The following is a 26,208-nucleotide window of genomic DNA, read 5'->3' on the forward strand; positions in this document are numbered from 1 at the left end:
GCTGTTGAAAGAAATGGTAATTTACGATAATGTTTTTACCAGAACTCAGGGCGCAGATTCATTCAGCGCACCTAAACGATAGTAAAGCAACAATATATTTTACTAGTGTAATCACATTAGGTACCAGCGGCTATAAGAATTGCGTTGGCCTATATTAGCATGGAATGCGAAGCGGCTTTATCTTACTGAACGCCACACTGGCGAAAAATGTGTTCGATAGACGCAGTGTCAGGAGGAACGAGTGAAACATAAACAACGTTGGGCGGGGGCAATCTGCTGTTTTGTCCTTTTCATTGTGGTGTGCCTCTTTCTGGCGACGCATATGAAAGGCGCTTTTCGGGCTGCCGGGCACCCTGAAATCGGTCTGCTGTTTTTCATTCTTCCTGGAGCGGTTGCCAGCTTTTTTTCACAGCGTAGAGAAGTTCTTAAACCGCTGTTTGGCGCAATGCTGGCAGCACCGTGCTCGATGTTAATTATGCGACTGTTTTTTTCTCCCACCCGCTCATTTTGGCAGGAGCTGGCGTGGTTATTAAGTGCAGTCTTCTGGTGTGCGCTGGGAGCGTTGTGCTTCTTATTTATCAGCAATCTGTTCAAGCCACATCACAGAAAAAATCAATAAAGCCCTCAAACAGAGAGGGCTTATCCGGCGATCAGGCGTCAAGATTCTCTTTCACCCATGCGGCAAAATCGGTATAGCCGCCAATGTGTTGCTGATCAACAAAAATCTGCGGCACGGTTTCTACAGGCTTCCCGGCTTTCTGCTGCAAATCTTCTTTAGTGATCCCTTCAGCACGAATATCAACATACTGATACTGAAAATCATCACGTTCGTTGCTCAACTGCTCTGCCAGATCTTTCGCTCGCACGCAGTAAGGACATCCCGGGCGCCCAAAAATAACGGTTTGCATTGTTTCTCTCCTCACAGGTCTACATTTGTCATGATCACGCTAAAGCTTATTCGCTAAAAGTAGGTTTAGGCTGTTGCATTGATTGGCTAAAACTATGATTGATTAAAGCTATAACTGTTAAGCACAACGTAACGAAAGGTTTTAAACTGGCTATTCACTTTGTAGAGGGAAGCTTATGCGCGCGATGGGTAAATTGCCTAAAAGCGTGTTGATACTGGAATTTATCGGAATGATGCTGCTGGCGGCGGTGCTGTTATCGGTAAGCCACTACCTTACGTTTCCGGCACCGTTTGCTACGCCAGAAGCGCAAATTCTGATGATTTTTCTCGGTGTTTTACTCATGCTTCCCGCTGCCGCGGTGGTTATTCTTCAGGTGGCAAAACGACTTGCCCCACAATTGATGAACCATCCACCGGAATCTTCACGTTCAGAAAGAGAAAAAGATAATGACGTCAACCATTGAACTTATTTGCGGTCATCGCTCCATTCGCCATTTCACTGATGAACCAGTTTCTGCTGCGCAGCGGGAGGCGATTATTAACAGCGCCCGGGCGACGTCCAGCTCTAGTTTTTTGCAGTGCAGCAGCATTATTCGCATTACCGATCCCGCACTGCGTGAAGCCCTGGTGCCGCTAACCGGTGGGCAAAAACACGTTGCGCAAGCTGCAGAGTTCTGGGTTTTCTGTGCCGACTTTAACCGTCATTTACAGATTTGCCCGGATGCCCAGCTTGGTCTGGCTGAACAACTGCTTCTCGGTGTGGTTGATACGGCGATGATGGCGCAAAATGCGTTAACCGCGGCGGAATCGTTGGGATTGGGCGGAGTATATATTGGCGGCCTGCGCAATAACATTGAAGCGGTGACGGAACTGCTGAAATTGCCAAAGCATGTTCTGCCTCTGTTTGGTCTGTGTCTTGGCTGGCCGGCGGATAATCCAGATCTTAAGCCGCGTTTACCTGCCTCTATTCTGGTGCACGAAAACAGCTATCAACCGCTGGATAAAGACGCGCTGGCGCAATATGACGAGCAATTAGCGGAATACTACCTCACTCGCGGCAGCAACAATCGTCGGGACACCTGGAGCGACCATATTCGCCGGACGATTATTAAAGAGAGCCGTCCTTTTATTCTTGATTATTTACATAAACAAGGTTGGGCGACGCGCTAAATCGGTAATGCCGGTGTATGATACGCCGGCTTTTGGCCAGGTTGACAGAGAGGTACAGGGTGAAAATTGCCATATTGTCCCGGGATGGAACGCTCTATTCGTGTAAGCGGCTGCGTGAAGCTGCGATACAGCGCGGTCACCTGGTTGAAATTCTCGATCCGCTTTCTTGTTACATGAACATTAATCCTGCTGCGTCTTCGATTCATTATAAAGGGCGCAAGCTTCCTCATTTTGATGCAGTGATCCCGCGTATTGGTACCGCCATTACCTTTTATGGTACGGCAGCGCTGCGCCAGTTCGAGATGCTGGGCAGTTATCCGCTGAATGAATCCGTCGCCATTGCTCGCGCGCGTGACAAATTGCGCTCAATGCAGTTACTGGCGCGTCAGGGCATTGACTTGCCCGTCACGGGCATTGCACATTCGCCGGACGATACCAGCGATTTGATCGAGATGGTCGGCGGCGCGCCGCTGGTGGTCAAACTGGTCGAAGGCACACAGGGAATTGGAGTGGTGCTGGCGGAGACGCGGCAGGCGGCGGAAAGCGTGATTGACGCATTTCGCGGGCTGAACGCTCATATTCTGGTACAGGAATATATAAAAGAGGCGCAAGGGTGTGATATTCGTTGTTTGGTTGTCGGCGATGAAGTGGTTGCGGCAATTGAACGGCGAGCGAAAGAGGGCGACTTTCGTTCCAATTTGCATCGCGGTGGTTCAGCAAGTATTGCCAATATCACGCCGCAGGAGCGCGAAATTGCTATTAAAGCCGCGCGGACGATGGCGCTGGATGTTGCGGGGGTAGATATTTTGCGTGCTAATCGTGGACCGTTAGTGATGTAAGTGAATGCGTCGCCAGGTCTGGAAGGCATAGAAAAAACGACCGGTATCGACATCGCGGGTAAAATGATCCGCTGGATTGAACTTCACGCGACGACAGAATTTAGCCTTAAAACGGGCGGTTAATCGCAATATCGTTGTTGATCATGGTTTTGCCTGCGCTTTTTGCGTAAGCTGTGCCGGTCTTTTTATCGGAAGAGGTTGTACAAAATTATGACATCGCTGGTCGTTCCTGGTCTGGATACGTTGCGTCAATGGCTCGATGACCTGGGGATGAGTTTTTTTGAATGTGATAACTGTCAGGCGCTGCATTTGCCGCATATGCAGAATTTCGACGGTGTCTTTGATGCCAAAATCGATCTGATTGATAACACGATCCTGTTTTCTGCTATGGCCGAAGTCAGACCATCTGCCGTGTTGCCGCTGGCGGCAGATTTATCGGCTATCAATGCCAGTTCGCTGACCGTGAAAGCATTTCTTGATATGCAGGATGATAATCTGCCAAAACTGGTGGTTTGCCAGTCTTTATCTGTTATGCAGGGTGTGACCTATGAACAGTTTGCATGGTTCGTGCGCCAGAGCGAAGAGCAGATTTCGATGGTTATCCTCGAAGCCAATGCCCATCAACTGCTACTGCCAGCCGAGGATGAAGGGCAAAACAACGCGGCTGAAAACTATTTCCTTCACTGATAACTCCTTTTGATCTCGCAGTCGCTGTTGCAGTGGCTGCGTGTCGTAATATTTCCTGCTGAATTTAACCTTTCATTAAAGATTATTTCACTTGTATGGTGGCGAATTTGTTTTATCGCATAGATCAAATGCGAATAAAAATTTGCTAAATGCCGTTTTTTAATTACAGCTATAGTTTCAAACCCTGGCTAAAGTTATTCTTGCGAGGCTTTTATATAGCGAGCAATGCTGGCCGGGAGAGAGTTCTCTTTTCTTACACCGTGCCGATAAAGAATATGCACGTTTATTGCATATCTTTCAGTGTGACAATTTTTGTTCGTTTGTTAACGAACTTTCAGAAGGAAAGAGATATGGCTGCCTTAAATAAAAAATGGCTATCGGGTCTGGTTGCAGGCGCTCTGATGGCTGTCTCTGTCGGCACGCTCGCGGCTGAACAAAAAACACTTCACATCTATAACTGGTCTGATTATATCGCCCCGGATACGGTGGCTAATTTTGAAAAAGAGACCGGTATCAAAGTCGTCTATGATGTTTTTGATTCCAACGAAGTGCTGGAAGGTAAATTAATGGCGGGGAGCACGGGATTTGATCTTGTTGTTCCGTCAGCCAGCTTTCTTGAACGCCAGTTGACCGCGGGTGTGTTCCAGCCGCTGGATAAAAGCAAACTGCCAGAATGGAAGAATCTCGATCCAGAGCTGCTGAAGCTGGTGGCAAAACACGATCCCGACAATAAATTTGCCATGCCGTATATGTGGGCAACCACTGGAATTGGCTACAACGTTGATAAAGTCAAAGCAGTGCTGGGCAAAAATGCTCCCGTTGATAGCTGGGATTTAATCCTGAAACCAGAAAATCTGGAAAAACTGAAAAGCTGCGGCGTCTCTTTCCTCGATGCGCCGGAAGAAGTTTTTGCCACCGTGCTGAATTATCTCGGCAAAGATCCGAACAGTACTAAAGCGGATGATTACACCGGCCCGGCTACCGATCTGCTGTTAAAGCTGCGCCCGAACATTCGTTATTTCCACTCTTCTCAGTATATCAATGACCTGGCGAATGGCGATATCTGCGTTGCTATTGGCTGGGCGGGCGATGTCTGGCAGGCGTCTAACCGTGCGAAAGAAGCGAAGAACGGCGTGAATGTTTCCTTCTCGATTCCTAAAGAAGGAGCGATGGCATTCTTTGATGTCTTTGCCATGCCTGCGGATGCCAAAAATAAAGATGAGGCTTATCAGTTCCTGAATTATCTGCTACGCCCGGATGTGATTGCGCATATCTCCGACCATGTGTTCTATGCCAATGCTAACAAAGAAGCAACGCCGCTGGTGAGTGCGGAAGTGCGTGATAACCCAGGAATTTATCCTCCGGCGGATGTCCGCGCGAAGTTGTTCACTCTGAAAGTACAGGACCCCAAAATCGACCGTGTGCGCACCCGCGCCTGGACCAAAGTGAAGAGCGGAAAATAATCTGCTGAATCAGAAGCCGGACGGGAACAAAGCTCCTGCCGGCAATTCGCACCATCATGGTGCGCTTGCACACATTAAATGCCGGAGAGCAGCCGTGAATGACGTTATCTCTCGCCCGCAGGCGAAAAACCGTAAGGCGCTGACACCGCTATTAGAAATCCGTAATCTGACCAAATCTTATGAGGGGCAACATGCAGTCGATGATGTCAGCCTGACCATTTATAAAGGCGAAATCTTTGCACTGCTGGGTGCGTCCGGTTGTGGTAAGTCTACGTTGCTACGGATGCTGGCAGGTTTCGAACAACCCTCTATCGGACAAATCATGCTTGATGGTGTCGATTTGTCACAGGTGCCGCCTTATCTGCGGCCTATCAATATGATGTTTCAGTCCTACGCGTTGTTTCCGCATATGACTGTGGAGCAGAACATCGCCTTTGGTTTGAAGCAGGACAAACTGCCAAAAGCGGAAATTGCCAGTCGGGTCAATGAGATGCTCGGGCTGGTGCATATGCAGGAGTTCGCTAAACGCAAACCACATCAGCTTTCCGGCGGTCAACGTCAGCGTGTGGCGCTGGCCCGAAGCCTCGCCAAACGCCCGAAGTTATTACTGCTTGACGAACCGATGGGCGCGCTGGATAAGAAACTGCGTGACCGGATGCAGCTTGAAGTGGTGGATATTCTGGAGCGCGTCGGTGTGACCTGCGTAATGGTCACCCACGATCAGGAAGAGGCGATGACCATGGCGGGGCGTATCGCCATCATGAATCGTGGAAAATTTGTCCAGATTGGCGAGCCGGAAGAAATTTATGAGCATCCGACTACCCGCTACAGCGCTGAGTTTATTGGTTCAGTTAATGTTTTTGAAGGGCTGCTAAAAGAACGCCAGGAAGAGGGGTTGTTGCTCTATTCTCCGGGACTGGTACATCCGTTGAAAGTGGATCCTGAAGCATCCGTGGTAGATAACGTACCGGTACATGTGGCGGTGCGCCCGGAAAAAATCATGCTCTGTGAGGAATCTCCTGCCGATGGTTGTAACTTTGCGGTGGGGGAGGTGGTGCACATTGCCTATCTTGGCGATCTTTCGGTGTATCACGTTCGTCTGAAGAGCGGACAGATGATTAGCGCCCAGCTACAAAACGCCCATCGTTATCGCAAAGGTTTACCAACCTGGGGCGATGAAGTGCGCTTGTGCTGGGAAGTGGACAGTTGTGTGGTGCTGACGGTGTAAGGAGCAAAGATGAGTACACTTGAACCTGCTGCCCAGCCCAAATCGCCAGGCGAATTTAAGCTTTGGTTATCGCGGTTGCAAATGAAGCACGGGCGTAAACTGGTGATTGCGCTGCCCTATATCTGGCTAATCCTGCTGTTTCTGCTGCCATTTCTGATCGTCTTTAAAATAAGCCTGGCGGAAATGGCGCGCGCTATTCCCCCGTATACCGAACTGATGGAGTGGGCTGACGGGCAACTTTCCATCACTCTTAATCTCGGTAATTTCCTGCAACTGACCGACGATCCGCTCTATTTAGATGCTTATCTTCAGTCGTTACAGGTGGCGGCGATTTCGACTATTTGCTGTTTACTGATCGGCTATCCGCTGGCGTGGGCGGTGGCGCACAGTAAGCCCTCGACCCGCAATATCCTATTGCTGCTGGTGATCCTGCCGTCGTGGACCTCGTTTCTGATTCGTGTCTACGCCTGGATGGGGATATTAAAAAATAACGGTGTGCTGAATAATTTTCTGCTGTGGCTGGGGGTTATCGATCAACCGCTGACCATTCTGCATACCAACTTTGCGGTTTATATTGGCATTGTTTACGCCTACGTGCCGTTTATGGTGCTGCCGATTTACACTGCGTTGATTCGTATTGATTATTCGCTGGTGGAAGCCGCACTGGATCTCGGTGCACGGCCGCTGAAAACGTTCTTTACCGTGATTGTGCCACTGACCAAAGGCGGGATTATTGCCGGATCGATGCTGGTCTTTATCCCGGCGGTCGGCGAGTTTGTGATCCCGGAACTGCTTGGCGGCCCGGACAGCATCATGATTGGTCGCGTGCTGTGGCAGGAATTCTTCAATAACCGTGACTGGCCAGTGGCTTCGGCGGTGGCGATCATCATGTTGTTGCTGTTGATCGTACCGATAATGTGGTTCCACAAGCATCAGCAAAAAAGCGTGGGAGAACACGGATGAATAATTTACCGGTTGTTCGTTCACCCTGGCGGATTGTGATTTTGCTACTGGGCTTCACCTTTCTTTATGCGCCAATGCTGATGTTGGTTATCTATTCGTTTAACAGCTCGAAGCTGGTGACGGTGTGGGCAGGCTGGTCAACGCGCTGGTACGGCGAGTTATTGCGTGATGACGCGATGATGAGCGCGGTTGGTTTAAGTCTGACAATCGCTGCCTGTGCGGCGACGGCGGCGGCGATCCTCGGGACTATTGCGGCGGTCGTGCTGGTACGTTTTGGGCGGTTTCGCGGCTCAAATGGCTTTGCCTTTATGATAACCGCACCGCTGGTGATGCCGGATGTGATCACGGGCTTGTCGCTGTTGTTATTGTTTGTCGCGCTTGCGCATGCTATCGGCTGGCCAGCGGATCGCGGCATGTTGACCATCTGGCTGGCGCATGTCACCTTTTGTACGGCTTATGTGGCGGTGGTTATTTCTTCGCGACTGCGAGAGCTGGATCGCTCTATTGAAGAAGCCGCGATGGATCTCGGCGCGACGCCGCTGAAAGTGTTTTTCGTTATTACGCTACCGATGATCATGCCAGCGATCATTTCTGGCTGGTTACTGGCTTTTACTCTGTCGCTTGATGATCTCGTCATTGCCAGTTTTGTCTCCGGCCCCGGAGCCACCACATTGCCGATGCTGGTTTTCTCTAGCGTACGGATGGGAGTGAATCCAGAAATTAACGCTCTGGCGACGTTGATCCTCGGTGCGGTTGGCATTGTTGGATTTATCGCCTGGTATTTAATGGCACGTGCAGAAAAGCAGCGGATACGCGATATCCAGCGTGCAAGACGTGGCTGAAGACACTAAAATTTGCCAACCTGGCTATATTGTGCCGCGCAGGTTGCGGCATTGTTTTCATGGAAGACGAAACGTTGGGATTTTTTAAGAAAACATCTTCATCACATGCCCGTCTGAATGTACCCGCGATGGTACAGGTGGCGGCGCTTGCCATTATTATGATCCGCGGCCTTGACGTGCTGATGATTTTCAATACGCTGGGCGTGCGTGGTATTGGTGAGTTTATCCATCGTAGTGTGCAAACCTGGAGCCTGACGCTGGTCTTTTTAAGCAGTCTGGCGCTGGTATTTATAGAGATCTGGTGCGCGTTCTCGCTGGTGAAAGGCCGTCGCTGGGCACGTTGGCTTTATCTGCTGACACAAATCACTGCGGCCAGTTATTTGTGGGCAGCCTCGCTCGGTTATGGGTATCCAGAGCTGTTTAGCATTCCCGGTGAATCAAAACGCGAAATCTTCCACAGCCTGATGTTGCAGAAGTTGCCGGATATGCTCATCTTGATGCTGCTATTCGTGCCCGCCACCAGTCGGCGGTTCTTCCAGTTGCAATAATGTGTATAATCGTCGCCCCTGATGATGTGAAGGTCAATGTATGCAGTGCGCACTTTACGACGCGGGTCGCTGTCGTTCCTGTCAGTGGATAACCCGGTCGATTCCAGAACAACTTTCCGCTAAAACCGCCGATCTTAAAAACTTACTTACCGATTTCCCGGTTGCGGAATGGTGCGTGCCAGTCTGCGGCCCGGAACAAGGGTTTCGTAATAAAGCCAAAATGGTGGTGAGTGGTAGCGTTGAAAAACCACTGCTCGGTATGCTGCATCGCGACGGCACGCCGGAAGATCTTTGCGACTGCCCGCTTTATCCGCCCTCATTTGCGCCCGTTTTTGCGGCGCTAAAACCGTTTATTGCCCGTGCGGGGCTAACCCCGTATAACGTGGCGCGCAAGCGTGGCGAACTGAAATACATCCTGCTGACTGAAAGCCAGAACGATGGCGGTATGATGCTGCGTTTTGTACTGCGTTCCGAAACCAAACTGACGCAATTGCGTAATGCGTTGCCGTGGTTACAGGGCCAACTACCTCAGCTTAAGGTCATTACCGTCAATATCCAGCCAGTGCATATGGCGATTATGGAAGGGGAGACGGAGATTTACCTGACTGAGCAACAGGCGCTGGCGGAGCGTTTTAACGATGTGCCGCTGTGGATCCGTCCGCAAAGTTTCTTCCAGACCAATCCGGCGGTCGCCAGCCGGCTTTATGCCACCGCGCGCGACTGGGTAAGGCAACTGCCAGTTAAACATATGTGGGATCTGTTCTGTGGCGTGGGGGGCTTTGGTTTACACTGCGCGACGCCTGACATGCAGTTAACCGGGATTGAAATTGCGCCAGAAGCCATTGCCTGTGCGAAGCAGTCAGCCGCTGAACTGGGCTTAACGCGTTTGCAATTTCAGGCGCTGGATTCCACTCAATTTGCTACCGCTCAGGGGGAGGTACCGGAGCTGGTGCTGGTTAATCCACCGCGTCGCGGCATTGGTAAACCGCTGTGTGATTATCTCTCAACGATGGCACCGCGTTTTATCATCTACTCCAGCTGTAACGCCCAAACGATGACCAAAGATATCCGCGAGTTGCCGGGGTATCATATTGAAAGAGTGCAGCTTTTCGATATGTTCCCACATACCGCGCATTATGAAGTGTTGGCGCTATTGGTGAAGCAATCTGAAGCCGCGGCTTCAGATTGCTGACCAGGTGCGCGTTGTTCATGCCGGATGCGGCGTGCGCCTTATCCGGCCTACAAAATCGTGCTAAATCAATATATTGTAGAGTCAATGTGGTCCTGAGAAGCGTAGCGCATCAGGCAATCTTACTTTTATCATCAGTCTCAATTACTGCGGGAACCACTGGTCGCTGATTTTCTGATACGTACCGTCCGCTTTAACGGCTGCCAGTGCGTTATTCAGTTTCTCCAGCAGGGCTTTGTTATCCGGGCGAACAGCGATGCCCAGACCGGTGCCGAAGTATTGCGGATCGGTCACTTTTTCGGTAGCAACACCCAGTTGCGGGTTTGTTTTCAGCCACTCATTTACCACCGCTGTGTCGCCAAATACGCCATCAATACGACCATTTTTCAGATCGATAAAAGCATTTTGATAACTGTCATAGGAGACTGTTTTCACTTCCGGGTGTTGATCCTGAATATATTTCTGGTGCGTCGTACCGTTTTCCATCCCAATACGTTTGCCTTTCAGATCTGCGAACGTTTTGTAGGCATCTTTTTTGGCTATGACGACCGCTGAGTTTTCGTAGTAGGGCGTGGTAAACGATACCTGCTTGCTACGCTCAGGCGTGATATCCATACCGGAAATAACCGCGTCATATTTCCTGAATTTCAGTGACGGGATCAGGCTGTCGAAAGCGTGATTGGTAAAAGTACATTCTGCCTGCATCTGTTTGCATAACGCTTTTGCCAGATCGATATCAAAACCAACAATCTGGTTATTGGCGTCCATCGACTCGAACGGAGGATAGGTCGCTGATACGCCAAAGTTGATTTTTTCCGCGGCAGAAGCGCCGAACGCACAGGATGCCAGTAATGCAGCAAGAACTAACTTTTTCATGATGGAACTCCCGTCTGTCAATCTTATGATTTTTAGCCGTGTCTGCGGCATGGATTTACAATGCCACCAAATGAATTTATATGCAATAAATGTGATTAAATAATTTATCTGTTATAAAAAAAGACGGACAACTTAGCGTGTTGCCCGTCTTCATTATAATGATTTATGCAGTATGTGGATTCTGTGTGGGTGTCTGATGCGACGCTGGCGCGTCTTATCAGACCTACAAATCATCCAGCGAATGTAGGCCGGATAAGGTGGTTTACGCCGCATCCGGCATCAGCACGCAGCCACATTAATTCCGGCGTTCAAAGGCAAGGGCTTTGCGCTCGATCAGACGCATCATCAGCGTCAGCAGGCCGTTAACGACCAGGTAAATAATCCCCGCCGCACCGAACACCATTACATCGTAGGTGCGACCGTACAGCAACTGGCTGTAACCCATCACTTCCATCAGCGTAATGGTGTAAGCCAGAGAGGTACTTTTGAATACCAGCACCACTTCGTTGGAATAAGATGAGAGAGAGCGTTTAAGCGCATACGGCAACAGGATCGCCAGCGTATCTTTTTTGCTCATCCCCAGTGCACTACAGGATTGCCACTGACCTTCCGGGATCGCGCGAATAGCACCGTAAAATAGCTGCGTGGTATACGCCGCACTGTTCAGTGACAATGCAATCAGCGCGCATAACCACGGTTCTGACAACAAATGCCACAGTGCCGGATACTCCTGCAACGTCGGGAACTGGCCCGGCCCGTAGTAAATCAGGAAGATCTGTACCAGCAGCGGAGTACCAGTAAACAGTGTGATATAGCCACGCACCAGCCACACCAGTACCGGCGTTTTCAGCGTCAGAATGATGGTAAAAATTAACGCCAGAATCAGCGCCACAATTAGCGAGGCAACGGTCAGCGTCAGGCTGGTATGCAGCCCTTTCATTAGTTCGGGTAAATACTCAAGCATCAGCCAGGCCTCCGCTCAAAACGTGTCGCGCGCAGGTCAATGCGTTTGAGAATGTACTGACTTAACAGGGTGATCACCAGGTAAATCGCCGCCGCCACAATGTACCAGGTAAATGGTTCCTGAGTGCGGGTAGCAATGCTTTTGGTTTGCAGCATTAAATCATTCACACTAATCAAACTGACCAGCGCGGTATCTTTCAGCAGTACCAGCCACTGGTTGCCGAGGCCGGGCAGCGCATGACGCCACATCTGCGGCATCACCAGACGAAAGAAGATGGCTGATTTCGACAGCCCCAGCGCCTGACCCGATTCCCACTGGCCTACGGGCACCGCTTTCAGTGCGCCACGCAGGGTTTGCGAAGCATAGGCAGCATACAGTAACGACAGGGCGATGACGCCGCAGAGGAACGGGCTAACGTCGAAGTTCTCAATGTTCATCTGCACCGGGATCTGCACGAACCCAAGATTGATGGTAAAGCCATCCGAAAGCGTCAGCAGTAGCTGCGAGGAGCCAAAATAGATAAACAACACCACCAGAATTTCTGGCAGACCACGTAAAATCGTCACCAGTGCCGAACCTGCCCACGCGACAGGGCGCCATTTCGCTGACTCCCACACCGCGAAGAACATTGCCAGCGCCAGTCCGACAATCAATGCACAAACGGCAAGGCCGACGGTCATCCCGGCGGCACTTGCTAAAGGAAAAAATTCATTCATCAGGAATTACTTCTGGAACCATTTGTTGTAGATGGTTTCGTAAGTGCCATCTTTCTTCACTTTTTCCAGCGCAGTGTTGAATTTCTGCTGCAGTTCAGTATTGCCCTGACGCACTGCGATGCCGAGGCCAGTACCGAAGTAATCTTTATCGGTCACTTTATCGCCCACCGCCGCCAGTTTCGGGTTATCTTTCAGCCATTCGGTTACCACTGCGGTGTCGCCGAATACGCCGTCGATACGACCGTTTTGCAGATCCAGTTTTGCGTTCTGGTAGCTGTCATACGGAACAGTGGTGATTTCCGGGTGCTTATCCATAATGAATTTCTGGTGCGTCGTTCCGTTCTGCACGCCGACTTTTTTGCCTTTCAGCTGATCAACGCTGGTGTATTTACCCTGCTGACCCACAAACAAGGCAGAGTTGTCATAGTACGGGGTGGTAAACAGTACCTGCTTTTCACGTTCAGGGGTGATATCCATCCCGGCCATAACGGCGTCCACTCGGCGGAATTTCAGGCTTGGGATCAGGCTGTCGAATGCCTGGTTAGAGAAAGTACAGGTTGCATCGATCTCTTTACACAGCGCCTGCGCCAGGTCAACGTCAAAACCGACGATCTGGTTATTCGCGTCCATAGATTCAAACGGAGGATAGGAAGCTTCGGTAGCAAAACGGATAGTTTCGGCTGCTGTGGCGGAAAGACTAAAACCTGCAATTAACGCGGCAATCAGAACTTTTTTCATTGTCGTTATCCCGAATCTTAGTGAGAGAGATAGTTTTTAAATGCTTCGGTTTGCGGCTCGGTAAAGCAGCTCGCGTCGCCTTGCTCTACGATGTGACCATTTTCCATATACACCACACGGCTGGCGGTTTTACGTGCGACTTCAACTTCGTGGGTGACGATCACCTGGGTAATGTTCGTTTCCGCCAGTTCACGAATAATGCTGACGATTTGCGCGGTAATTTCCGGGTCCAGCGCGGCGGTCGGTTCATCAAACAGCAGCACCTGCGGTTCCATCATCAGCGCACGGGCGATGGCGACACGTTGTTGCTGACCACCGGAAAGGTGCAACGGGTAACGATCGCTATAAGGTTTCAGTCGCAGGCGTTCCAGCAATTTTTCCGCGCGAGCCAGCGCCTGATCTTTACTCAATCCCAGCACGCGGCAGGGGGCTTCAATCAGGTTTTGTTGTACCGTCAGATGCGGCCATAAATTGTATTGCTGAAACACCATCCCAACATTACGACGCAGCTCGCGGATCGCTTTGTCTGACGGCGCTTTAGTGAAATCGAAATGGTTGCCTGCGATGTTGAGCGTACCGGAGCGCGGCATCTCAAGCAGATTGAGTACACGCAGCAGCGAGCTTTTCCCCGCGCCGCTGGGGCCAAGTAACACCAGTGTTTCGCCCTGCGGGCAATCCAGCGTGATATTGAACAGCGCCTGATGTGCGCCGTAGAAGCAATTAATGCCGTTTAATTGAATACTCATTGACACTCGTATACTGGCAGTCGGATAGCTATTGAGGTCGAAGATAGTACCTTTGACAGAATAATTATGCAATATTTCTGCTTTAAAAGTTAAATGCAAAGCGCATTATTCACTAAACATAGCACAAAATAACGGGGGCAGTAGGTGGCGAGCATAAATGTCGGCATTCCTTGCAGAATGCCGGACAATTTACGGGGGTTATTGGTTGATCAATGTCTTAGCGGTTCTCTATGGACTGGCGGAGCGTGCCCGCTGTCGCATGGACACTGCCGCCCAGATAACGCACATCGTCGATGACCCAACACTGGCCTTCCTGAATCATTAACACTTCATCTTGCCAGCTTTGATCGCCCTGTTTCAGGTCCACGCGCAACGGAATATTGCGCGCATCGCGATTAGGGATGGTAGATGCGCTGGCAACACGGGCGCTGTCAGGTAACGTGGTACGACTGGAGAAGGGATCGCTGCTTAACAATTCACGATGGCTATTATCACGGCTGGCATTGCTAAGCAGGGTTGCCAGTTTGTCGCTCAGGTAGGGGCGCAGAGCGGTGATGTCGTTACTGCGATGCAAAATGCGATAGTCGTAAAATTGCTGAGCCACGCTATCGGGGCCGCCCTCGATGCAGGGACCACTGCGGGTGCCATTGTCTTTATAAGCGGGAGTGACGGTGGTGCAGGCACTGAGTAGCAGTGCGCAAGGGATAAGCATGGTCAATTTGCTGTAGCGCATAATGATTTCCTTATAAGCGAACGCTCTGAAAGCGTTCTACGATAATAATGATATCCTTTCAATAATAGCGTATCAGTCCGATAATGCGTTGAAGATCGAAGGCTTAGCAAACAAGGAGATCGATCATGCAATTTTCCACAACCCCAACACTGGAAGGCCAGACCATCGTTGAATATTGCGGTGTGGTGACCGGCGAAGCGATTTTAGGCGCTAACATTTTTCGCGATTTCTTTGCCGGTATCCGCGATATCGTTGGCGGACGCTCCGGGGCGTATGAAAAAGAACTGCGTAAAGCGCGGGAGATAGCATTTGAAGAGTTAGGCGATCAGGCCAGAGCGCTGGGGGCCGACGCCGTGGTCGGTATTGATATCGATTACGAAACGGTCGGGCAAAACGGCAGTATGTTGATGGTCAGCGTCAGCGGAACGGCGGTGAAAACGCGTCGATGAAAAGAGTTCTCTGGTTGGTCACTGCTGCTCTGTTACTGGCAGGATGCGCTGGCGAAAAAGGAATTGTCGAGAAAGAGGGATACCAACTCGATACCCGACGTCAGGCGCAGGCGGCGTATCCACGCATTAAAGTGTTGGTGATCCACTACACCGCAGATGACTTCGATAGCTCGCTGGCGACACTGACCGACAAACAGGTCAGTTCGCATTATCTGGTGCCTGCCGTGCCGCCGCGTTATAACGGTAAACCGCGCATCTGGCAACTGGTGCCGGAACAGGAACTGGCCTGGCATGCGGGAGTCAGCGCCTGGCGCGGCGCAACACGGATTAACGATACTTCGATTGGCATTGAGCTGGAAAATCGCGGCTGGCAAAAATCGGCGGGCGTGAAATATTTTGCGCCATTTGAGCCAGCGCAGATTCAGGCTCTTATTCCTTTAGCGAAAGATATTATTGCTCGTTATCACATCAAGCCGGAAAACGTGGTGGCGCACGCAGACATTGCGCCGCAGCGTAAAGATGATCCCGGTCCGTTGTTCCCATGGCAGCAACTGGCGCAGCAGGGGATTGGCGCCTGGCCGGATGCTTCGCGGGTCAACTTTTACCTTGCCGGACGTGCGCCGCATACGCCAGTCGATACCGCATCATTGCTGGAACTGTTGGCGCGCTATGGCTATGACGTGAAGCCCGATATGACGCCGCACGAGCAAAAGCGAGTGATTATGGCCTTCCAGATGCACTTCCGCCCGGCGTTATATAACGGCGAAGCGGATGCGGAAACTCAGGCCATCGCACAAGCGTTGCTGGAGAAATACGGTCAGGATTAGCGCGGCAGTTTTCCGTGGTCGCGCAGCCAGGCGGCAGTTTTTTCGATGCCTTCATCCAGGGTGATGACTGGCTGATAACCTAACTCTTCCTGCGCGCGTGTAATATCGAGCGTAAAGTCAAAATTCAGCTTGGAGACGCCGTAGTGGGTTAGCGGCGGCTCTTTTGCTGATTTGCGTCCTAAACGTTCCATACTGCGGGCGATCATATCCAGCATCGGGTAAGGCACTGACCGAATACGACAATCAATATTCAGTTCGTCAATCAGTTTTTGCACGATACTGCGCAATGTGCGATGTTCGCCGTTGGTAATGTTGTACGCACGACCAGAAGGGCGTTTATCGCATGTTTCCTGACTTGCCAGCCACATGGCGTGAACCGCATTTTCGTAGTACGTCATATCGACCAGCGCGCTGCCGCCGTGCGGTAACAGAATGCTGCCATAGTGGTGCATCATATGTGCCAGACGGGGGATAAAAACTTTGTCGTGCGGCCCGAACAGGCTTTGTGGGCGTAAGATGGTAAAGCGTGTTTGCGGGTTTGCCTGCGAAAGCAAGTTGATCACCTCTTCGCTGGCGGCTTTACTGCGGGCAAACTCATTGGCGAAACGGTGAGGACGAAAATCTTCTTTGATATCGCGGTGGTGGTGATAATCGAAGTACAGGGACGGTGAAGAGATATGAATAAAATTACGCACGCCCCAGGCAACAGCCCATTCGCCCAGGCGGCGAGTGGCACGAACGTTGGCCAGATCGAACGCCTGCTGCGTTCCCCACGGCGAGGTAAAGCTGGAACAATGCCACAGCGTATCAATACCTGCGAGCATCACTTTCGCCTGCGATGAGACCAGCTCGGTCAGATCTGCCAGGACAAACTCTGCGCCCATTTTTTCCAGCAATTTGCCCATCGCTTCATTGCGACCGGTCGCTCGCACGCTAATACCTTTCTGGCATAAAAACTCTACCGCGTTTCGACCTAAGCCGCTGGTGGCGCCGGTAACCAGTACCTTCATATCAATCCACTGTTGTTGAGAAAATGACGTGCGCATTCTTCCGTGATTTCCCCCTTGATGCAATGGGAAACATGAAAGAATAACGCAGGTTTTTTCGATTAATCTGTGCTTTGTTCTGCAAGTCTGGCAATTTGTTTTGCCATACCGCGAAAAATAAACAGATGTGCAGGGATCATCAATAACCAGTAAAACAGGCCAGGCATGCCGTGCGGATGCCAGAATGCGCGAACATCGATAGTACGATAGTCGCCTTTATCTTCCAGGGTAAAACAAAGCCGCCCAAGCCCCGGCGCTTTCATACCAAATAACAACGTGAGTTGTTTTTCCGGTTCAACGACAATCACTTTCCAGCTATCCACTGCATCGCCCGTTTGCAAGTATTCTCGTTCGGGGCGACCTTTCGCGAGTTTATGGCCGATCGCCCGGTCCATCAGCGCTCGGGTTTGCCATAAAATATTGCCAAAGAAATAACGCTCCTTACCGCCGATTTGATTCACTACTTTCCATAAGGCCTGAAGGTTGGCAGCGGTTTTTACTGTAAACCCTGCCTGTTTAGCGAAATAGCCATATTCTGGTCGCCAACGGGCGAAAGCCTGAGCGTCATATCCCCAGTCGCTGGAGTTGGCCAGTTTTTCTTCTTCTTTCAACGTGTGGCGTACCGCGTCATCGAAGGCGATTAACGGTTGTGGGATGAGCGCGCGTAGTGCGGTGTCATCTGCCAGCAGATCGTGTTTTAGCCCCTGAATCAACGCGTTGGCGGTGGTGGGCGGTACGGAAGTAATTACATTGAGAAACCATACCGAAATCCAGCGGGTGGGGAAGGGGATGGGGAACAACCAACGGCGCTTACCGCTCACCGCCATAAAATGTTCAAACTGTTGTTGATAACTGAGCACCTCTGGTCCGGCGGCTTCGAATATCCGATGCTTGCTGGTAGGGTGGTCTAACAGCGCCACCAGATAGTGCAGCAGATTTTCCAGCGCAATAGGCGTAGTGCGTGAACGAACCCAGCGTGGCGGCGTTAACACTGGCAGGTTGTAAACCATATCGCGCATGACTTCGAATGCAGTCGATCCGGCGCCAATAATAATTCCCGCTCGTAGCTCAGTAATCGGTACACCCGCTTCACGCAGAATGTCCGCCGTAGCCTGACGGGCACGCAGATGATCAGACTGCTCATGAGGTGGGGCCTGCAACGAACTGAGAAAGATTAATTGCTTAACGGGGACTTCGCGTAGCGCATCACGCACGTTGAGGGCCACCTGGCGCTCCTGAGCGATGAAATCACCGCCTTCGCCCATGCTGTGCACCAGAAAATAGACCGTATCGATATCCTGCAACAGGGCCGGAAGGTTATCCGGCCAGCTAAGATCGAGTGTATGACAACTGACGTTAGCCAGTTGCCACTTTGCAAGCCTGTCGACATGACGTGCCGCTGCCAGGATCTGATGCCCTTGCTGGCTGAGCGTTTGCACCAGATGTTGACCGATATAGCCACTGGCGCCGAGAACTAAGATGCGTTGCGGCACGCCTTTCTCCTTAACGGGCTAAGAAAGCGCGCCAGTGGGCGGCGACTTCCGCCAGTTGTTCACGCGAGACGTCAAGATGGGTCACCAGGCGGACAATCGGCGAGGCGTTAATCAGCACATTTCTTGCTTTCATATATTCGCCTAACGCGGCGGCCTTTTCTTCACCGACACGGACAAACAGCATATTGGTGTCCTGGCGCATCACATCTGTGCCTGCTGCACGCAGTTGCTCCGCCATCCAGGCGGCATTGTCATGGTCTTCCTGCAAACGCGCGACGTTATTTTTCAGCGCATACATCCCGGCAGCAGCCAGAATCCCGGATTGACGCATGCCGCCGCCGGTCATTTTTCGCCAGCGAATGGCACGTTTGATGTAGTCGCGATTACCGACCAGTAATGACCCGACTGGCGTACCAAGACCTTTCGACAGACAAATGGTGAACGAATCACAATATTGCGTGATCTCTTTCAGTTCGCAGCCATAAGCCACCACGGCGTTAAAGATGCGCGCTCCGTCAACGTGCAGCGCCAGATTACGCTCGCGGCTAAATTCCCATGCCTGTTTCAGGTATTCACGCGGCAACACTTTGCCGTTGTGGGTGTTTTCGAGACTGAGCAATTTGGTGCGGGCGAAGTGGATATCGTCGGGTTTGATTTTCATTGCGACTTTATCCAGCGGTAGCGTACCGTCGGCAGCAGCGTCGATGGGTTGCGGCTGAATACTTCCCAGCACCGCTGCACCACCGGCTTCAAACAGATAGTTATGCGCCGCCTGACCGACAATATACTCCTCGCCGCGTTCGCAGTGACTGAGCAGAGCGACCAGGTTAGCCTGGGTGCCAGTAGGCAGAAAAATGGCGGCTTCTTTACCGGAAAGCTCTGCTGCATAGTTCTGCAGAGCATTGACGGTAGGGTCGTCTCCGTAAACGTCGTCCCCAACCGGGGCGGCCATCATCGCTTCGAGCATGGCGCGGCTCGGTCGGGTTACGGTATCACTGCGTAAATCAATCATGGCATATCCTTATTTATGACGGGAAATGCCATCCTTTTTACCTTAGCCAGTTCGTTTTCGCCAGTTCGATGACTTCATCACCACGTCCGTTGATGATCGCCCGCAACATATACAAGCTAAATCCTTTTGCTTGTTCGAGTTTGATTTGCGGTGGAATGGCTAATTCTTCTTTGGCGACCACCACATCTACCAGTACCGGACCATCAATGGAGAAGGCGCGTTGCAGAGCTTCATCAATTTCAGACGCTTTTTCCACGCGGATACCGGTAATACCGCAGGCTTCGGCAATACGAGCAAAGTTGGTGTCGTGCAATTCGGTGCCGTCAGTCAGATAGCCCCCGACTTTCATTTCCATTGCCACGAAACCCAGCACGCTGTTGTTAAACACGATGATTTTCACCGGTAATTTCATCTGTACTACTGAGAGGAAATCGCCCATCAACATGCTGAATCCACCGTCGCCGCACATGGCGATAACCTGGCGTTCTGGCTCTGTGGCCTGTGCGCCCAGCGCCTGTGGCATGGCGTTGGCCATCGAACCGTGGTTAAACGAACCTAACAATCGGCGTTTACCGTTCATTTTCAGATAACGTGCGGCCCACACGGTTGGCGTACCGACATCACAGGTGAAGATGGCGTCATCATCGGCCAAATGACTGATTTGTTGGGCCAGATATTGCGGGTGGATCGCTTTATCGCTGGGTTTAGCTAAATCGTCCAGCCCTTTGCGGGCATCGCGGTAATGCTCCAGCGCCTTGTCGAGAAATTTGCGATTGGTTTTTTCTTCCACCAGCGGCAGTAATGCACGCAAGGTTGATTTGATATCGCCTACCAGCGCCATATCCACCTTGCTGTGCGCGCCGATGCTCGCTGGATTGATATCAATCTGAATGATTTTGGCATCAACAGGATAGAACGCGCGGTAGGGAAATTGGGTGCCGAGCAACACTAACGTGTCGGCGTTCATCATGGCATGAAAACCGGATGAAAAGCCGATTAAGCCGGTCATTCCCACGTCGTAGGGATTGTCATACTCGACATGTTCTTTCCCGCGCAGGGCATGAACGATGGGCGCTTTAATTTTCCCGGCTAACTCCACAAGCTCTTGATGTGCGTCCGCACAGCCGCTGCCGCACATCAGAGTGATATTGTCGGAATAATGCAGCAGTTGCGCCAGCTTGCGTAATTCTTCTTCTTCCGGTGTTACTACCGGCAGTGGCGCGTGATACCAGCTCGTGGTCGCCCCTTCCGGGGCAGGTTTTAACGCCACATCGCCTGGTAAAACCACTACTGAAACGCCGCGGTTTAACACCGCTTTGCGCATGGCGATCGCCAGCACTTGCGGGATCTGTTCTGGATTGGAAACCAGCTCGCAATAGTGACTACATTCGCGGAATAACTCTTGCGGGTGGGTTTCCTGGAAATAGCCGCTGCCAATTTCGCTGGAAGGGATGTGGGCGGCAATCGCCAGAACTGGAACGTGATTGCGATGGCAATCAAACAGGCCGTTGATTAAGTGCAGGTTGCCGGGGCCACACGATCCCGCGCAGACAGCCAGTTCCCCCGAAAGTTGAGCTTCAGCACCCGCGGCAAAAGCGGCGACTTCTTCATGGCGAGTGGACATCCATTTAATGGTGCCCATCCGATTAAGGCTGTCGCTAAGTCCGTTAAGAGAATCACCTGTGACACCCCAGATGCGTTTCACCCCTGCCGATTCGAGCGTTTTGGCAATATAAGCAGCAACCGTTTGTTTCATGGTTTTCCGTCTCCTGAATGTGATGACGGTAACAAGTTTAGTTCATCTGATGAAAGGTGAAGGGGGTGGGGAAAAAAGGAAGCACTAACTGTTAAAATGCCCGATGACAGGATTATCATCGGGCATGGAGCAACTACGCGAGAACTAAATCTCCCTGCGGATGGCAGGAGCAGGCCAACACATAACCTTCGGCGATTTCCGCTTCGGTCAGCGTCATGGTGCTGGTTACCGTATATTCACCGGAAACCACTTTTGTTTTGCAGCAGCCGCAAACACCTGCACGGCACGCGGCGACAACCGGAACTTTATTGCTTTCCAGCGCTTCCAACAATGTGGTGCCAACGGGTGCGTAAAACTCTTGCGCCGGTTGCAGTTTGGTGAATTTCAGACCGCTGGTCGCCGCTTCAGCTACTGGCGTAAAGAACTTCTCTTTAAAGAAACGCGTTACGCCGAGCGCTTTTACTTCCTGTTCCACCCAATCCATATACGGCGCCGGACCACAGGTCATGACGGTGCGTGAGGCTAAGTCAGGAACACTTTCCAGCAGTTCGCGGGTCAGACGTCCGGCAACGAACCCCTCGGTAATGTTATTTTCCGCTACCAGTGTCAGTGGATAATGACTCCATTCGTCGGCAAAAATGACATCCTGCGGCGTGCGCACGTTGTAGATCACCTGGACATCTGCCTGCGGACGGTTTTTCGCCAACCAGCGACGCATCGACATAATCGGCGTGACGCCGCAGCCTGCCGCCAGCAGCAGGAATTTATCTTCTGGCTTATCGTCGCAGGTGAATTCCCCCATCGCATCCGAAAGCCAGATATAGTCGCCGCGTTTTACGTCGCGGGTCAGCCACTGGGAACCGACACCATCATCAATTCGCCGCACGGTCAGTGTGATGTATTCACTCACGCCCGGTGTGGAGGAAATAGTATAAGCACGCAGCGTCTCTGCCGAGTTACGTACGCTGACCAGCGCATATTGCCCGGCGCGATACGGATAGTAATCGTGGCAAATCAGAGAAAGGGTCCACACATCTGGCGTTTCTTGCTTAATGTGATGAACCTGCATCCGCCACGGGCATTGATTCGTTGGCATCGTCATTCAAAAACTCCTTACGCGCTCAACAGTTGCTTCATATCTTCTTCAACAGTGGTGATAGAACGCAGACCGAATTTTTCGTTCAGCACCGCCAGCAGATCTGGTGTCAGGAAGCCTGGCGCAGTTGGGCCAGTGACGATATTTTTCACGCCCAGAGAAAGCAGCGTCAGCAGAATGACAATCGCTTTCTGTTCGAACCAGGAGAGCACCAGTGACAGCGGCAGGTCGTTAACTCCGCAGCCCAGTTTTTCTGCCAGCGTCACCGCCAGAATTATCGCTGAGTAAGCATCGTTACATTGACCGGCATCCACCAGACGCGGCAGACCTTCGATATCGCCAAACTCGAGCTTGTTAAAGCGATATTTACCACAGGCGAGGGTCAGGATCAGACAGTCATCCGGCACGCTGGTGGCGAAATCGGTGAAGTAATGGCGTTCGCCGCGCGCGCCGTCACAGCCGCCAAGCAGGAAGATATGACGCAGTTTTTCACGGCTCACCAGATCAATCAGCGTATCCGCTGCGCCAAGCAGCGTCTGACGACCAAAACCAACGGTGATCAGATGCGGAATTTCGCTGTACGGGAAGCCTGCCATTTGTTGCGCCTGGGCGATGACCGGCGAGAAATCCTCGCCATCCAGATGGCGAACGCCCGGCCAGCCAACGATGCTGCGGGTCCAGATACGATCATCATACGCGCCTACGGTTGGGTCGATGATGCAGTTAGAGGTCATCACGATAGGGCCCGGGAAACGAGCGAACTCAACTTGCTGATTCTGCCAGCCGCTGCCGTAGTTACCGACCAGATGTTTAAACTTACGCAGTTCCGGGTAGCCGTGGGCTGGCAGCATTTCACCGTGAGTGTAGACGTTAACGCCCGTGCCTTCGGTTTGTTCCAGCAGATTGTAGAGATCTTTGAGATCGTGACCGGAAATCAGGATACATTTGCCCGCCGTCGCTTTCACATTCACTTGAGTTGGCGTCGGGTGACCGTATTTACCGGTTTCGCCTGCGTCCAGAATGCTCATCACTTTGAAGTTCATCTGGCCGATTTCCATTGAACATTCGAGAAGCGCGTTCATATCGGCAGGCCAGGTACCCAGCCACGCCATGATCTTATGGTACTGGGCGTAAATATCATTGTCGTATTGACCGAGAACGTGCGCGTGTTCCATATAGGCCGCCGCACCTTTCAGGCCATACAGGCAGAGTAGACGCAGGCCGAGAATGTTTTCGCCAATCGCTGCTTTATCTTTATTTGGCGTAAATTCCGCCGCCTGACGTTGCAGCTCGCCGAGATCGTCGCTCACCAGTTGCAGGTCAGCCATCGGGTTATCGACATGAGCGTTTGCATCCACTGCCAGACATTGCGCTTTCAGCGCTTCACGCAGAGCAATGGCTTCACGGGCGTAGCCGACAATACGCGGAGAATCGAAGTTAACGTTGGTCAGGGTCGAGAAAAAGGCACGTGGCGCGAAGCTATCTACATCGTGGTTGATGATGCCGTATTCACGCGCTTTTACCGCCCAGGCAGAAAGCCCTTGCAGCGCCGCGATGAGTAAATCCTGAAGGTCAGAGGTTTCCGCCGTTTTACCACACATCCCCTGCGCGTATGAGCAGCCGTTTCCTGCCGGAGTACGGATTGTTTGTTCACATTGCACACAAAACATGATCACACCTTTTAAAGTTATATTTAATATACATGTTTAAGGTTAAGACGCTTAATGCAGGGATAAAAGTGATTTTTGCTGCAACTTTAAGGGAGATTGATTTAGCGCAATTTTGGCGGCAGAGATCTACCGCCAGAGAGGTATCAGGCAGAGAAAAGGGCGATGAGAATCGGCACTAACAGGCTAAGAATAAAGCCGTGAACAATCGCCGCCGGGATCATCTCTAAGCCGCCGGTTCGCTGGAGCACAGGCAGAGTGAAATCCATTGATGTGGCACCGCATAAGCCGAGTGCAGTGGAGCGACTGCGGCGTATCAGGCCGGGAATCAACATGATGGCGAGCAGTTCTCGCGCCAGATCATTAAAAAACGTCGCACTACCGATTACCGGACCAAAAGATTCGGTCAGCAAGATGCCGGAAAGTGAATACCAGCCGAAACCGGAGGCCATTGCCAGTGCGGTGTTGATGGGGAGATCAAGAATAAAGGCGTTAATTAAACCGCCAATTAAAGAACTTGCTACGACGACCGCCGCGACGATTATTCCGCGGCGATTAAGGATAATTTGTTTTAAGGTCATGCCATTGTTGCGTAGCTGAATCCCGACGAGAAAAAGTAACAGAATTAGTGTGTATTCGCTGGCTTCAGTAGCGTGTTGTAAGAAAGCAAAACCACTAAGGCCAATGACAAAACCAATCACCACCACGCCGCACAGTTTTAGCGACTCCAGCGCCATCGCAATACGTGACGGCAATTTCTCTTGCTGGTGGTTGTTGCGCCACGGCAGACCGCGCTCCAGCCACATCAGGGCGACAATATTACACAGCAAAATAACGGTAATGCTAACGGCGGAATAATGCAGGATCGCCAACAGATTACTGGCGAGATTATCAAGAAACGCCAGACTGATGCCCATAAAAAAGAGAATGAGATAGACCATCCAGCTTAATAGCTGATTAATGCGTTTTAACGCAGCTTTTTGGCGAAGCGGAATGAGGTAACCCACAATCAGGGGAACCAGAATGATTAACAGCCCAGAAAACATGAAAACCCAGTCCTTGCAAAGAAGAAGTCGAAATGCGCGATGACACACTACTGAAAGCGGAAGGACGAGTAAAGTTGCAATTAAAAGGAAATGTTATTCATAAGGATCGGTAGGGTATTCATTTTCATTTAAAGATATTCTTGCGCTTTAATTACAAACTGCACTGTTGTTGGTGGCGTCAAAATCGCTGAGGCGTTCCCTGGAGGCCGGGTCAGCCCACATAGATGTGGGCTGAGGGCGCGTTTTACAGGGATGTTACCTCGCGCCCGACCCGGTAGCCGCAAGGGATAAGCCGAGGGAACCGCGCAGCGGCGATTTTGTTCGCCAGAGTCCGGGGGGGCAGGGGGCGGCGGCGATTGGCCGCCCCCTGCGTGCTCCTTGCGCCAGTGGCAATATGTGGCTTAGCTCATGAAAGGAGCGCAACAAGATGATAAATCAACATATAACAACATATTAAAAAAAGGCCTGACATTGTGTCAGGCCTTCTGCGCTTATCAATCGCGTTTTTCCAGAAGGGTCCGGTAAATCAGACCACCGATAATGCCGCCGACAATTGGCACTACCCAGAAGAACCACAACTGCTCTAACGCCCAGCCACCCTGGAAGATGGCAACCGCAGTACTGCGCGCCGGGTTAACGGAAGTATTAGTTACCGGAATACTGATTAAGTGAATCAGCGTTAATGCCAGACCAATGGCGATTGGTGCAAAACCTGCCGGAGCGTGTTTGTCGGTCGCACCGTGGATAACCAGCAGGAAACCTGCACTCAGTACCAGTTCAACCACCAGGGCAGAAAGCATGGAATAACCGCCAGGTGAATGCTCGCCATAACCGTTAGAAGCAAAGCCGCTGGCGGCAGCATCAAATCCAGCTTTACCGCTGGCGATTAAATATAACAGCGCCGCCGCAACAATACCGCCGACAACCTGAGCAATCACGTAGCCAATCACTTCTTTGGCCGGGAAACGACCGCCAGCCCATAAGCCAATAGTGACCGCAGGGTTAAAATGCCCGCCGGAAATGTGACCGACAGCAAAAGCCATCGTCAGTACGGTCAGACCGAACGCTAACGCGACACCGACAAAACCAATGCCTAATTCCGGGAATGCTGCCGCCAGCACGGCGCTGCCGCAGCCACCAAAAACAAGCCAGAAAGTACCAAAACATTCGGCTGCTAATTTTCTGAACATATCCACCTCAATTAAAA

At 51.5% G+C, this 26,208-nt stretch carries 27 protein-coding genes and 1 pseudogene; 13 read left to right on the top strand and 15 right to left on the bottom strand.

Annotation, left to right across the window (positions count from 1 at the left end; all coding sequences use genetic code 11):
- The first annotated feature begins 241 nt into the window (after positions 1 to 241).
- Positions 242 to 619: an inner membrane protein YbjM gene (locus PS053_RS22360; RefSeq protein WP_000681105.1), complete on the top strand. Its 378-nt coding sequence runs from the start codon at positions 242 to 244 to the stop codon at positions 617 to 619.
- A gap of 31 nt (positions 620 to 650) precedes the next feature.
- Here the strand turns inward: PS053_RS22360 and grxA are convergent, their stop codons facing one another.
- Complete coding sequence (gene grxA / locus PS053_RS22365) at positions 651 to 908, bottom strand: glutaredoxin 1 (protein WP_001195235.1); 258 nt, start codon at positions 906 to 908, stop codon at positions 651 to 653.
- Between the two features lie 175 nt (positions 909 to 1,083).
- Here grxA and PS053_RS22370 point away from each other — a divergent pair, with 175 nt between their 5' ends.
- The 10 genes and pseudogenes from PS053_RS22370 to rlmC all read left to right on the top strand — a co-directional run bounded on the left by PS053_RS22370 (position 1,084) and on the right by rlmC (position 9,839).
- On the top strand, positions 1,084 to 1,371 hold the full coding sequence (locus tag PS053_RS22370) for a YbjC family protein (RefSeq protein WP_054411044.1): 288 nt from the start codon (positions 1,084 to 1,086) through the stop codon (positions 1,369 to 1,371).
- Positions 1,355 to 2,077, top strand: a complete 723-nt coding sequence (gene nfsA, locus PS053_RS22375) for a nitroreductase NfsA (protein ID WP_054411042.1) — start codon at positions 1,355 to 1,357, stop codon at positions 2,075 to 2,077. The genes PS053_RS22370 and nfsA overlap by 17 nt, the downstream gene beginning before the upstream one ends.
- Before the next feature lie 59 nt (positions 2,078 to 2,136).
- Positions 2,137 to 3,039 (top strand): annotated as a pseudogene (gene rimK / locus PS053_RS22380) (30S ribosomal protein S6--L-glutamate ligase).
- An 87-nt stretch (positions 3,040 to 3,126) separates the two neighbouring features.
- A complete protein-coding gene (locus PS053_RS22385; RefSeq protein WP_002430164.1) occupies positions 3,127 to 3,603 on the top strand; it encodes a type III secretion system chaperone family protein in 477 nt (158 codons plus the stop codon).
- Between the two features lie 350 nt (positions 3,604 to 3,953).
- Positions 3,954 to 5,066, top strand: a complete 1,113-nt coding sequence (gene potF, locus PS053_RS22390; protein ID WP_059235217.1) for a spermidine/putrescine ABC transporter substrate-binding protein PotF — start codon at positions 3,954 to 3,956, stop codon at positions 5,064 to 5,066.
- Positions 5,067 to 5,160: 94 nt separating this feature from the next.
- Positions 5,161 to 6,294, top strand: coding sequence for a putrescine ABC transporter ATP-binding subunit PotG (potG, locus tag PS053_RS22395; protein ID WP_059215684.1), 1,134 nt, complete (start codon positions 5,161 to 5,163; stop codon positions 6,292 to 6,294).
- Positions 6,295 to 6,303: 9 nt separating this feature from the next.
- Positions 6,304 to 7,257 carry a putrescine ABC transporter permease PotH gene (gene potH, locus PS053_RS22400; protein WP_025237300.1) on the top strand — a complete coding sequence of 318 codons (954 nt, stop codon included), beginning with the start codon at positions 6,304 to 6,306 and terminating at the stop codon, positions 7,255 to 7,257.
- Positions 7,254 to 8,099 carry a putrescine ABC transporter permease PotI gene (potI, locus tag PS053_RS22405; RefSeq protein ID WP_001061658.1) on the top strand — a complete coding sequence of 282 codons (846 nt, stop codon included), beginning with the start codon at positions 7,254 to 7,256 and terminating at the stop codon, positions 8,097 to 8,099. The genes potH and potI overlap by 4 nt, the downstream gene beginning before the upstream one ends.
- 59 nt (positions 8,100 to 8,158) lie before the next feature.
- Positions 8,159 to 8,647: a YbjO family protein gene (locus PS053_RS22410; RefSeq protein WP_000389264.1), complete on the top strand. Its 489-nt coding sequence runs from the start codon at positions 8,159 to 8,161 to the stop codon at positions 8,645 to 8,647.
- A gap of 40 nt (positions 8,648 to 8,687) precedes the next feature.
- Positions 8,688 to 9,839: a 23S rRNA (uracil(747)-C(5))-methyltransferase RlmC gene (gene rlmC, locus PS053_RS22415; protein ID WP_256879285.1), complete on the top strand. Its 1,152-nt coding sequence runs from the start codon at positions 8,688 to 8,690 to the stop codon at positions 9,837 to 9,839.
- Positions 9,840 to 9,980: 141 nt separating this feature from the next.
- On the opposite strand, the gene artJ is transcribed toward rlmC, so the two are convergent.
- The 6 genes from artJ to PS053_RS22445 all read right to left on the bottom strand — a co-directional run bounded on the left by artJ (position 9,981) and on the right by PS053_RS22445 (position 14,609).
- Positions 9,981 to 10,712, bottom strand: coding sequence for an arginine ABC transporter substrate-binding protein ArtJ (gene artJ / locus PS053_RS22420; protein WP_002462427.1), 732 nt, complete (start codon positions 10,710 to 10,712; stop codon positions 9,981 to 9,983).
- Positions 10,713 to 11,007: 295 nt separating this feature from the next.
- Positions 11,008 to 11,676 (bottom strand): arginine ABC transporter permease ArtM, encoded by a 669-nt coding sequence (artM, locus tag PS053_RS22425; RefSeq protein ID WP_000895403.1) that lies wholly within the window; start codon positions 11,674 to 11,676, stop codon positions 11,008 to 11,010.
- On the bottom strand, positions 11,676 to 12,392 hold the full coding sequence (gene artQ / locus PS053_RS22430) for an arginine ABC transporter permease ArtQ (protein ID WP_001001694.1): 717 nt from the start codon (positions 12,390 to 12,392) through the stop codon (positions 11,676 to 11,678). The genes artM and artQ overlap by 1 nt, the downstream gene beginning before the upstream one ends.
- 6 nt (positions 12,393 to 12,398) lie before the next feature.
- Positions 12,399 to 13,130: an arginine ABC transporter substrate-binding protein ArtI gene (artI, locus tag PS053_RS22435; RefSeq protein ID WP_000756580.1), complete on the bottom strand. Its 732-nt coding sequence runs from the start codon at positions 13,128 to 13,130 to the stop codon at positions 12,399 to 12,401.
- A gap of 17 nt (positions 13,131 to 13,147) precedes the next feature.
- Entirely contained in the window at positions 13,148 to 13,876 is a 729-nt protein-coding gene (artP, locus tag PS053_RS22440; RefSeq protein WP_000027216.1) for an arginine ABC transporter ATP-binding protein ArtP, read from the bottom strand.
- Positions 13,877 to 14,093: 217 nt separating this feature from the next.
- The gene (locus tag PS053_RS22445; RefSeq protein ID WP_001270732.1) at positions 14,094 to 14,609 is read right to left on the bottom strand and encodes a lipoprotein; all 516 of its coding nucleotides are present in this window, start codon (positions 14,607 to 14,609) and stop codon (positions 14,094 to 14,096) included.
- A gap of 125 nt (positions 14,610 to 14,734) precedes the next feature.
- On the opposite strand from PS053_RS22445, the gene PS053_RS22450 reads away from it, so the two are divergent.
- Complete coding sequence (locus PS053_RS22450; RefSeq protein ID WP_001160731.1) at positions 14,735 to 15,058, top strand: heavy metal-binding domain-containing protein; 324 nt, start codon at positions 14,735 to 14,737, stop codon at positions 15,056 to 15,058.
- A complete protein-coding gene (gene amiD, locus PS053_RS22455; RefSeq protein ID WP_000832593.1) occupies positions 15,055 to 15,885 on the top strand; it encodes an N-acetylmuramoyl-L-alanine amidase AmiD in 831 nt (276 codons plus the stop codon). The genes PS053_RS22450 and amiD overlap by 4 nt, the downstream gene beginning before the upstream one ends.
- Here the strand turns inward: amiD and PS053_RS22460 are convergent.
- From PS053_RS22460 to aqpZ, 8 genes are all read right to left on the bottom strand, one after another.
- Positions 15,882 to 16,895 carry an NAD-dependent epimerase/dehydratase family protein gene (locus tag PS053_RS22460; protein WP_024164829.1) on the bottom strand — a complete coding sequence of 338 codons (1,014 nt, stop codon included), beginning with the start codon at positions 16,893 to 16,895 and terminating at the stop codon, positions 15,882 to 15,884. The genes amiD and PS053_RS22460 overlap by 4 nt on opposite strands.
- Positions 16,896 to 16,993: 98 nt before the next feature.
- Positions 16,994 to 18,424: an SDR family oxidoreductase gene (locus PS053_RS22465; protein WP_256879284.1), complete on the bottom strand. Its 1,431-nt coding sequence runs from the start codon at positions 18,422 to 18,424 to the stop codon at positions 16,994 to 16,996.
- Between the two features lie 10 nt (positions 18,425 to 18,434).
- Positions 18,435 to 19,436, bottom strand: a complete 1,002-nt coding sequence (gene ltaE, locus PS053_RS22470) for a low-specificity L-threonine aldolase (RefSeq protein WP_256879283.1) — start codon at positions 19,434 to 19,436, stop codon at positions 18,435 to 18,437.
- A 37-nt stretch (positions 19,437 to 19,473) separates the two neighbouring features.
- Positions 19,474 to 21,192, bottom strand: coding sequence for a ubiquinone-dependent pyruvate dehydrogenase (gene poxB / locus PS053_RS22475; RefSeq protein WP_000815389.1), 1,719 nt, complete (start codon positions 21,190 to 21,192; stop codon positions 19,474 to 19,476).
- A 133-nt stretch (positions 21,193 to 21,325) separates the two neighbouring features.
- A complete protein-coding gene (gene hcr / locus PS053_RS22480; protein ID WP_000178653.1) occupies positions 21,326 to 22,294 on the bottom strand; it encodes an NADH oxidoreductase in 969 nt (322 codons plus the stop codon).
- Between the two features lie 11 nt (positions 22,295 to 22,305).
- A complete protein-coding gene (hcp, locus tag PS053_RS22485) occupies positions 22,306 to 23,958 on the bottom strand; it encodes a hydroxylamine reductase (protein WP_000458800.1) in 1,653 nt (550 codons plus the stop codon).
- A 143-nt stretch (positions 23,959 to 24,101) separates the two neighbouring features.
- Positions 24,102 to 25,001, bottom strand: a complete 900-nt coding sequence (gene lysO / locus PS053_RS22490) for an L-lysine exporter LysO (RefSeq protein ID WP_002462423.1) — start codon at positions 24,999 to 25,001, stop codon at positions 24,102 to 24,104.
- 494 nt (positions 25,002 to 25,495) lie between these two features.
- Positions 25,496 to 26,191, bottom strand: a complete 696-nt coding sequence (aqpZ, locus tag PS053_RS22495) for an aquaporin Z (RefSeq protein WP_002462422.1) — start codon at positions 26,189 to 26,191, stop codon at positions 25,496 to 25,498.
- Between the last annotated feature and the right edge of the window lie 17 nt (positions 26,192 to 26,208).

It is taken from the genome of Escherichia albertii (genome assembly GCF_028622335.1).
Taxonomy (GTDB): Bacteria; Pseudomonadota; Gammaproteobacteria; order Enterobacterales; family Enterobacteriaceae; genus Escherichia; species Escherichia albertii.

Excerpts from the sequence above, each read along its gene's own strand:
- grxA (WP_001195235.1), bottom strand. The coding sequence starts at position 908 with ATGCAAACCGTTATTTTTGGGCGCCCGGGATGTCCTTACTGCGTGCGA.
- PS053_RS22370 (WP_054411044.1), top strand. The coding sequence starts at position 1,084 with ATGCGCGCGATGGGTAAATTGCCTAAAAGCGTGTTGATACTGGAATTT.
- nfsA (WP_054411042.1), top strand. The coding sequence starts at position 1,355 with ATGACGTCAACCATTGAACTTATTTGCGGTCATCGCTCCATTCGCCAT.
- PS053_RS22385 (WP_002430164.1), top strand. The coding sequence starts at position 3,127 with ATGACATCGCTGGTCGTTCCTGGTCTGGATACGTTGCGTCAATGGCTC.
- potF (WP_059235217.1), top strand. The coding sequence starts at position 3,954 with ATGGCTGCCTTAAATAAAAAATGGCTATCGGGTCTGGTTGCAGGCGCT.
- potH (WP_025237300.1), top strand. The coding sequence starts at position 6,304 with ATGAGTACACTTGAACCTGCTGCCCAGCCCAAATCGCCAGGCGAATTT.
- potI (WP_001061658.1), top strand. The coding sequence starts at position 7,254 with ATGAATAATTTACCGGTTGTTCGTTCACCCTGGCGGATTGTGATTTTG.
- PS053_RS22410 (WP_000389264.1), top strand. The coding sequence starts at position 8,159 with ATGGAAGACGAAACGTTGGGATTTTTTAAGAAAACATCTTCATCACAT.
- rlmC (WP_256879285.1), top strand. The coding sequence starts at position 8,688 with ATGCAGTGCGCACTTTACGACGCGGGTCGCTGTCGTTCCTGTCAGTGG.
- artJ (WP_002462427.1), bottom strand. The coding sequence starts at position 10,712 with ATGAAAAAGTTAGTTCTTGCTGCATTACTGGCATCCTGTGCGTTCGGC.
- artM (WP_000895403.1), bottom strand. The coding sequence starts at position 11,676 with ATGCTTGAGTATTTACCCGAACTAATGAAAGGGCTGCATACCAGCCTG.
- artQ (WP_001001694.1), bottom strand. The coding sequence starts at position 12,392 with ATGAATGAATTTTTTCCTTTAGCAAGTGCCGCCGGGATGACCGTCGGC.
- artI (WP_000756580.1), bottom strand. The coding sequence starts at position 13,130 with ATGAAAAAAGTTCTGATTGCCGCGTTAATTGCAGGTTTTAGTCTTTCC.
- artP (WP_000027216.1), bottom strand. The coding sequence starts at position 13,876 with ATGAGTATTCAATTAAACGGCATTAATTGCTTCTACGGCGCACATCAG.
- PS053_RS22445 (WP_001270732.1), bottom strand. The coding sequence starts at position 14,609 with ATGCGCTACAGCAAATTGACCATGCTTATCCCTTGCGCACTGCTACTC.
- PS053_RS22450 (WP_001160731.1), top strand. The coding sequence starts at position 14,735 with ATGCAATTTTCCACAACCCCAACACTGGAAGGCCAGACCATCGTTGAA.
- amiD (WP_000832593.1), top strand. The coding sequence starts at position 15,055 with ATGAAAAGAGTTCTCTGGTTGGTCACTGCTGCTCTGTTACTGGCAGGA.
- PS053_RS22460 (WP_024164829.1), bottom strand. The coding sequence starts at position 16,895 with ATGAAGGTACTGGTTACCGGCGCCACCAGCGGCTTAGGTCGAAACGCG.
- ltaE (WP_256879283.1), bottom strand. The coding sequence starts at position 19,436 with ATGATTGATTTACGCAGTGATACCGTAACCCGACCGAGCCGCGCCATG.
- poxB (WP_000815389.1), bottom strand. The coding sequence starts at position 21,192 with ATGAAACAAACGGTTGCTGCTTATATTGCCAAAACGCTCGAATCGGCA.
- hcr (WP_000178653.1), bottom strand. The coding sequence starts at position 22,294 with ATGACGATGCCAACGAATCAATGCCCGTGGCGGATGCAGGTTCATCAC.
- hcp (WP_000458800.1), bottom strand. The coding sequence starts at position 23,958 with ATGTTTTGTGTGCAATGTGAACAAACAATCCGTACTCCGGCAGGAAAC.
- lysO (WP_002462423.1), bottom strand. The coding sequence starts at position 25,001 with ATGTTTTCTGGGCTGTTAATCATTCTGGTTCCCCTGATTGTGGGTTAC.
- aqpZ (WP_002462422.1), bottom strand. The coding sequence starts at position 26,191 with ATGTTCAGAAAATTAGCAGCCGAATGTTTTGGTACTTTCTGGCTTGTT.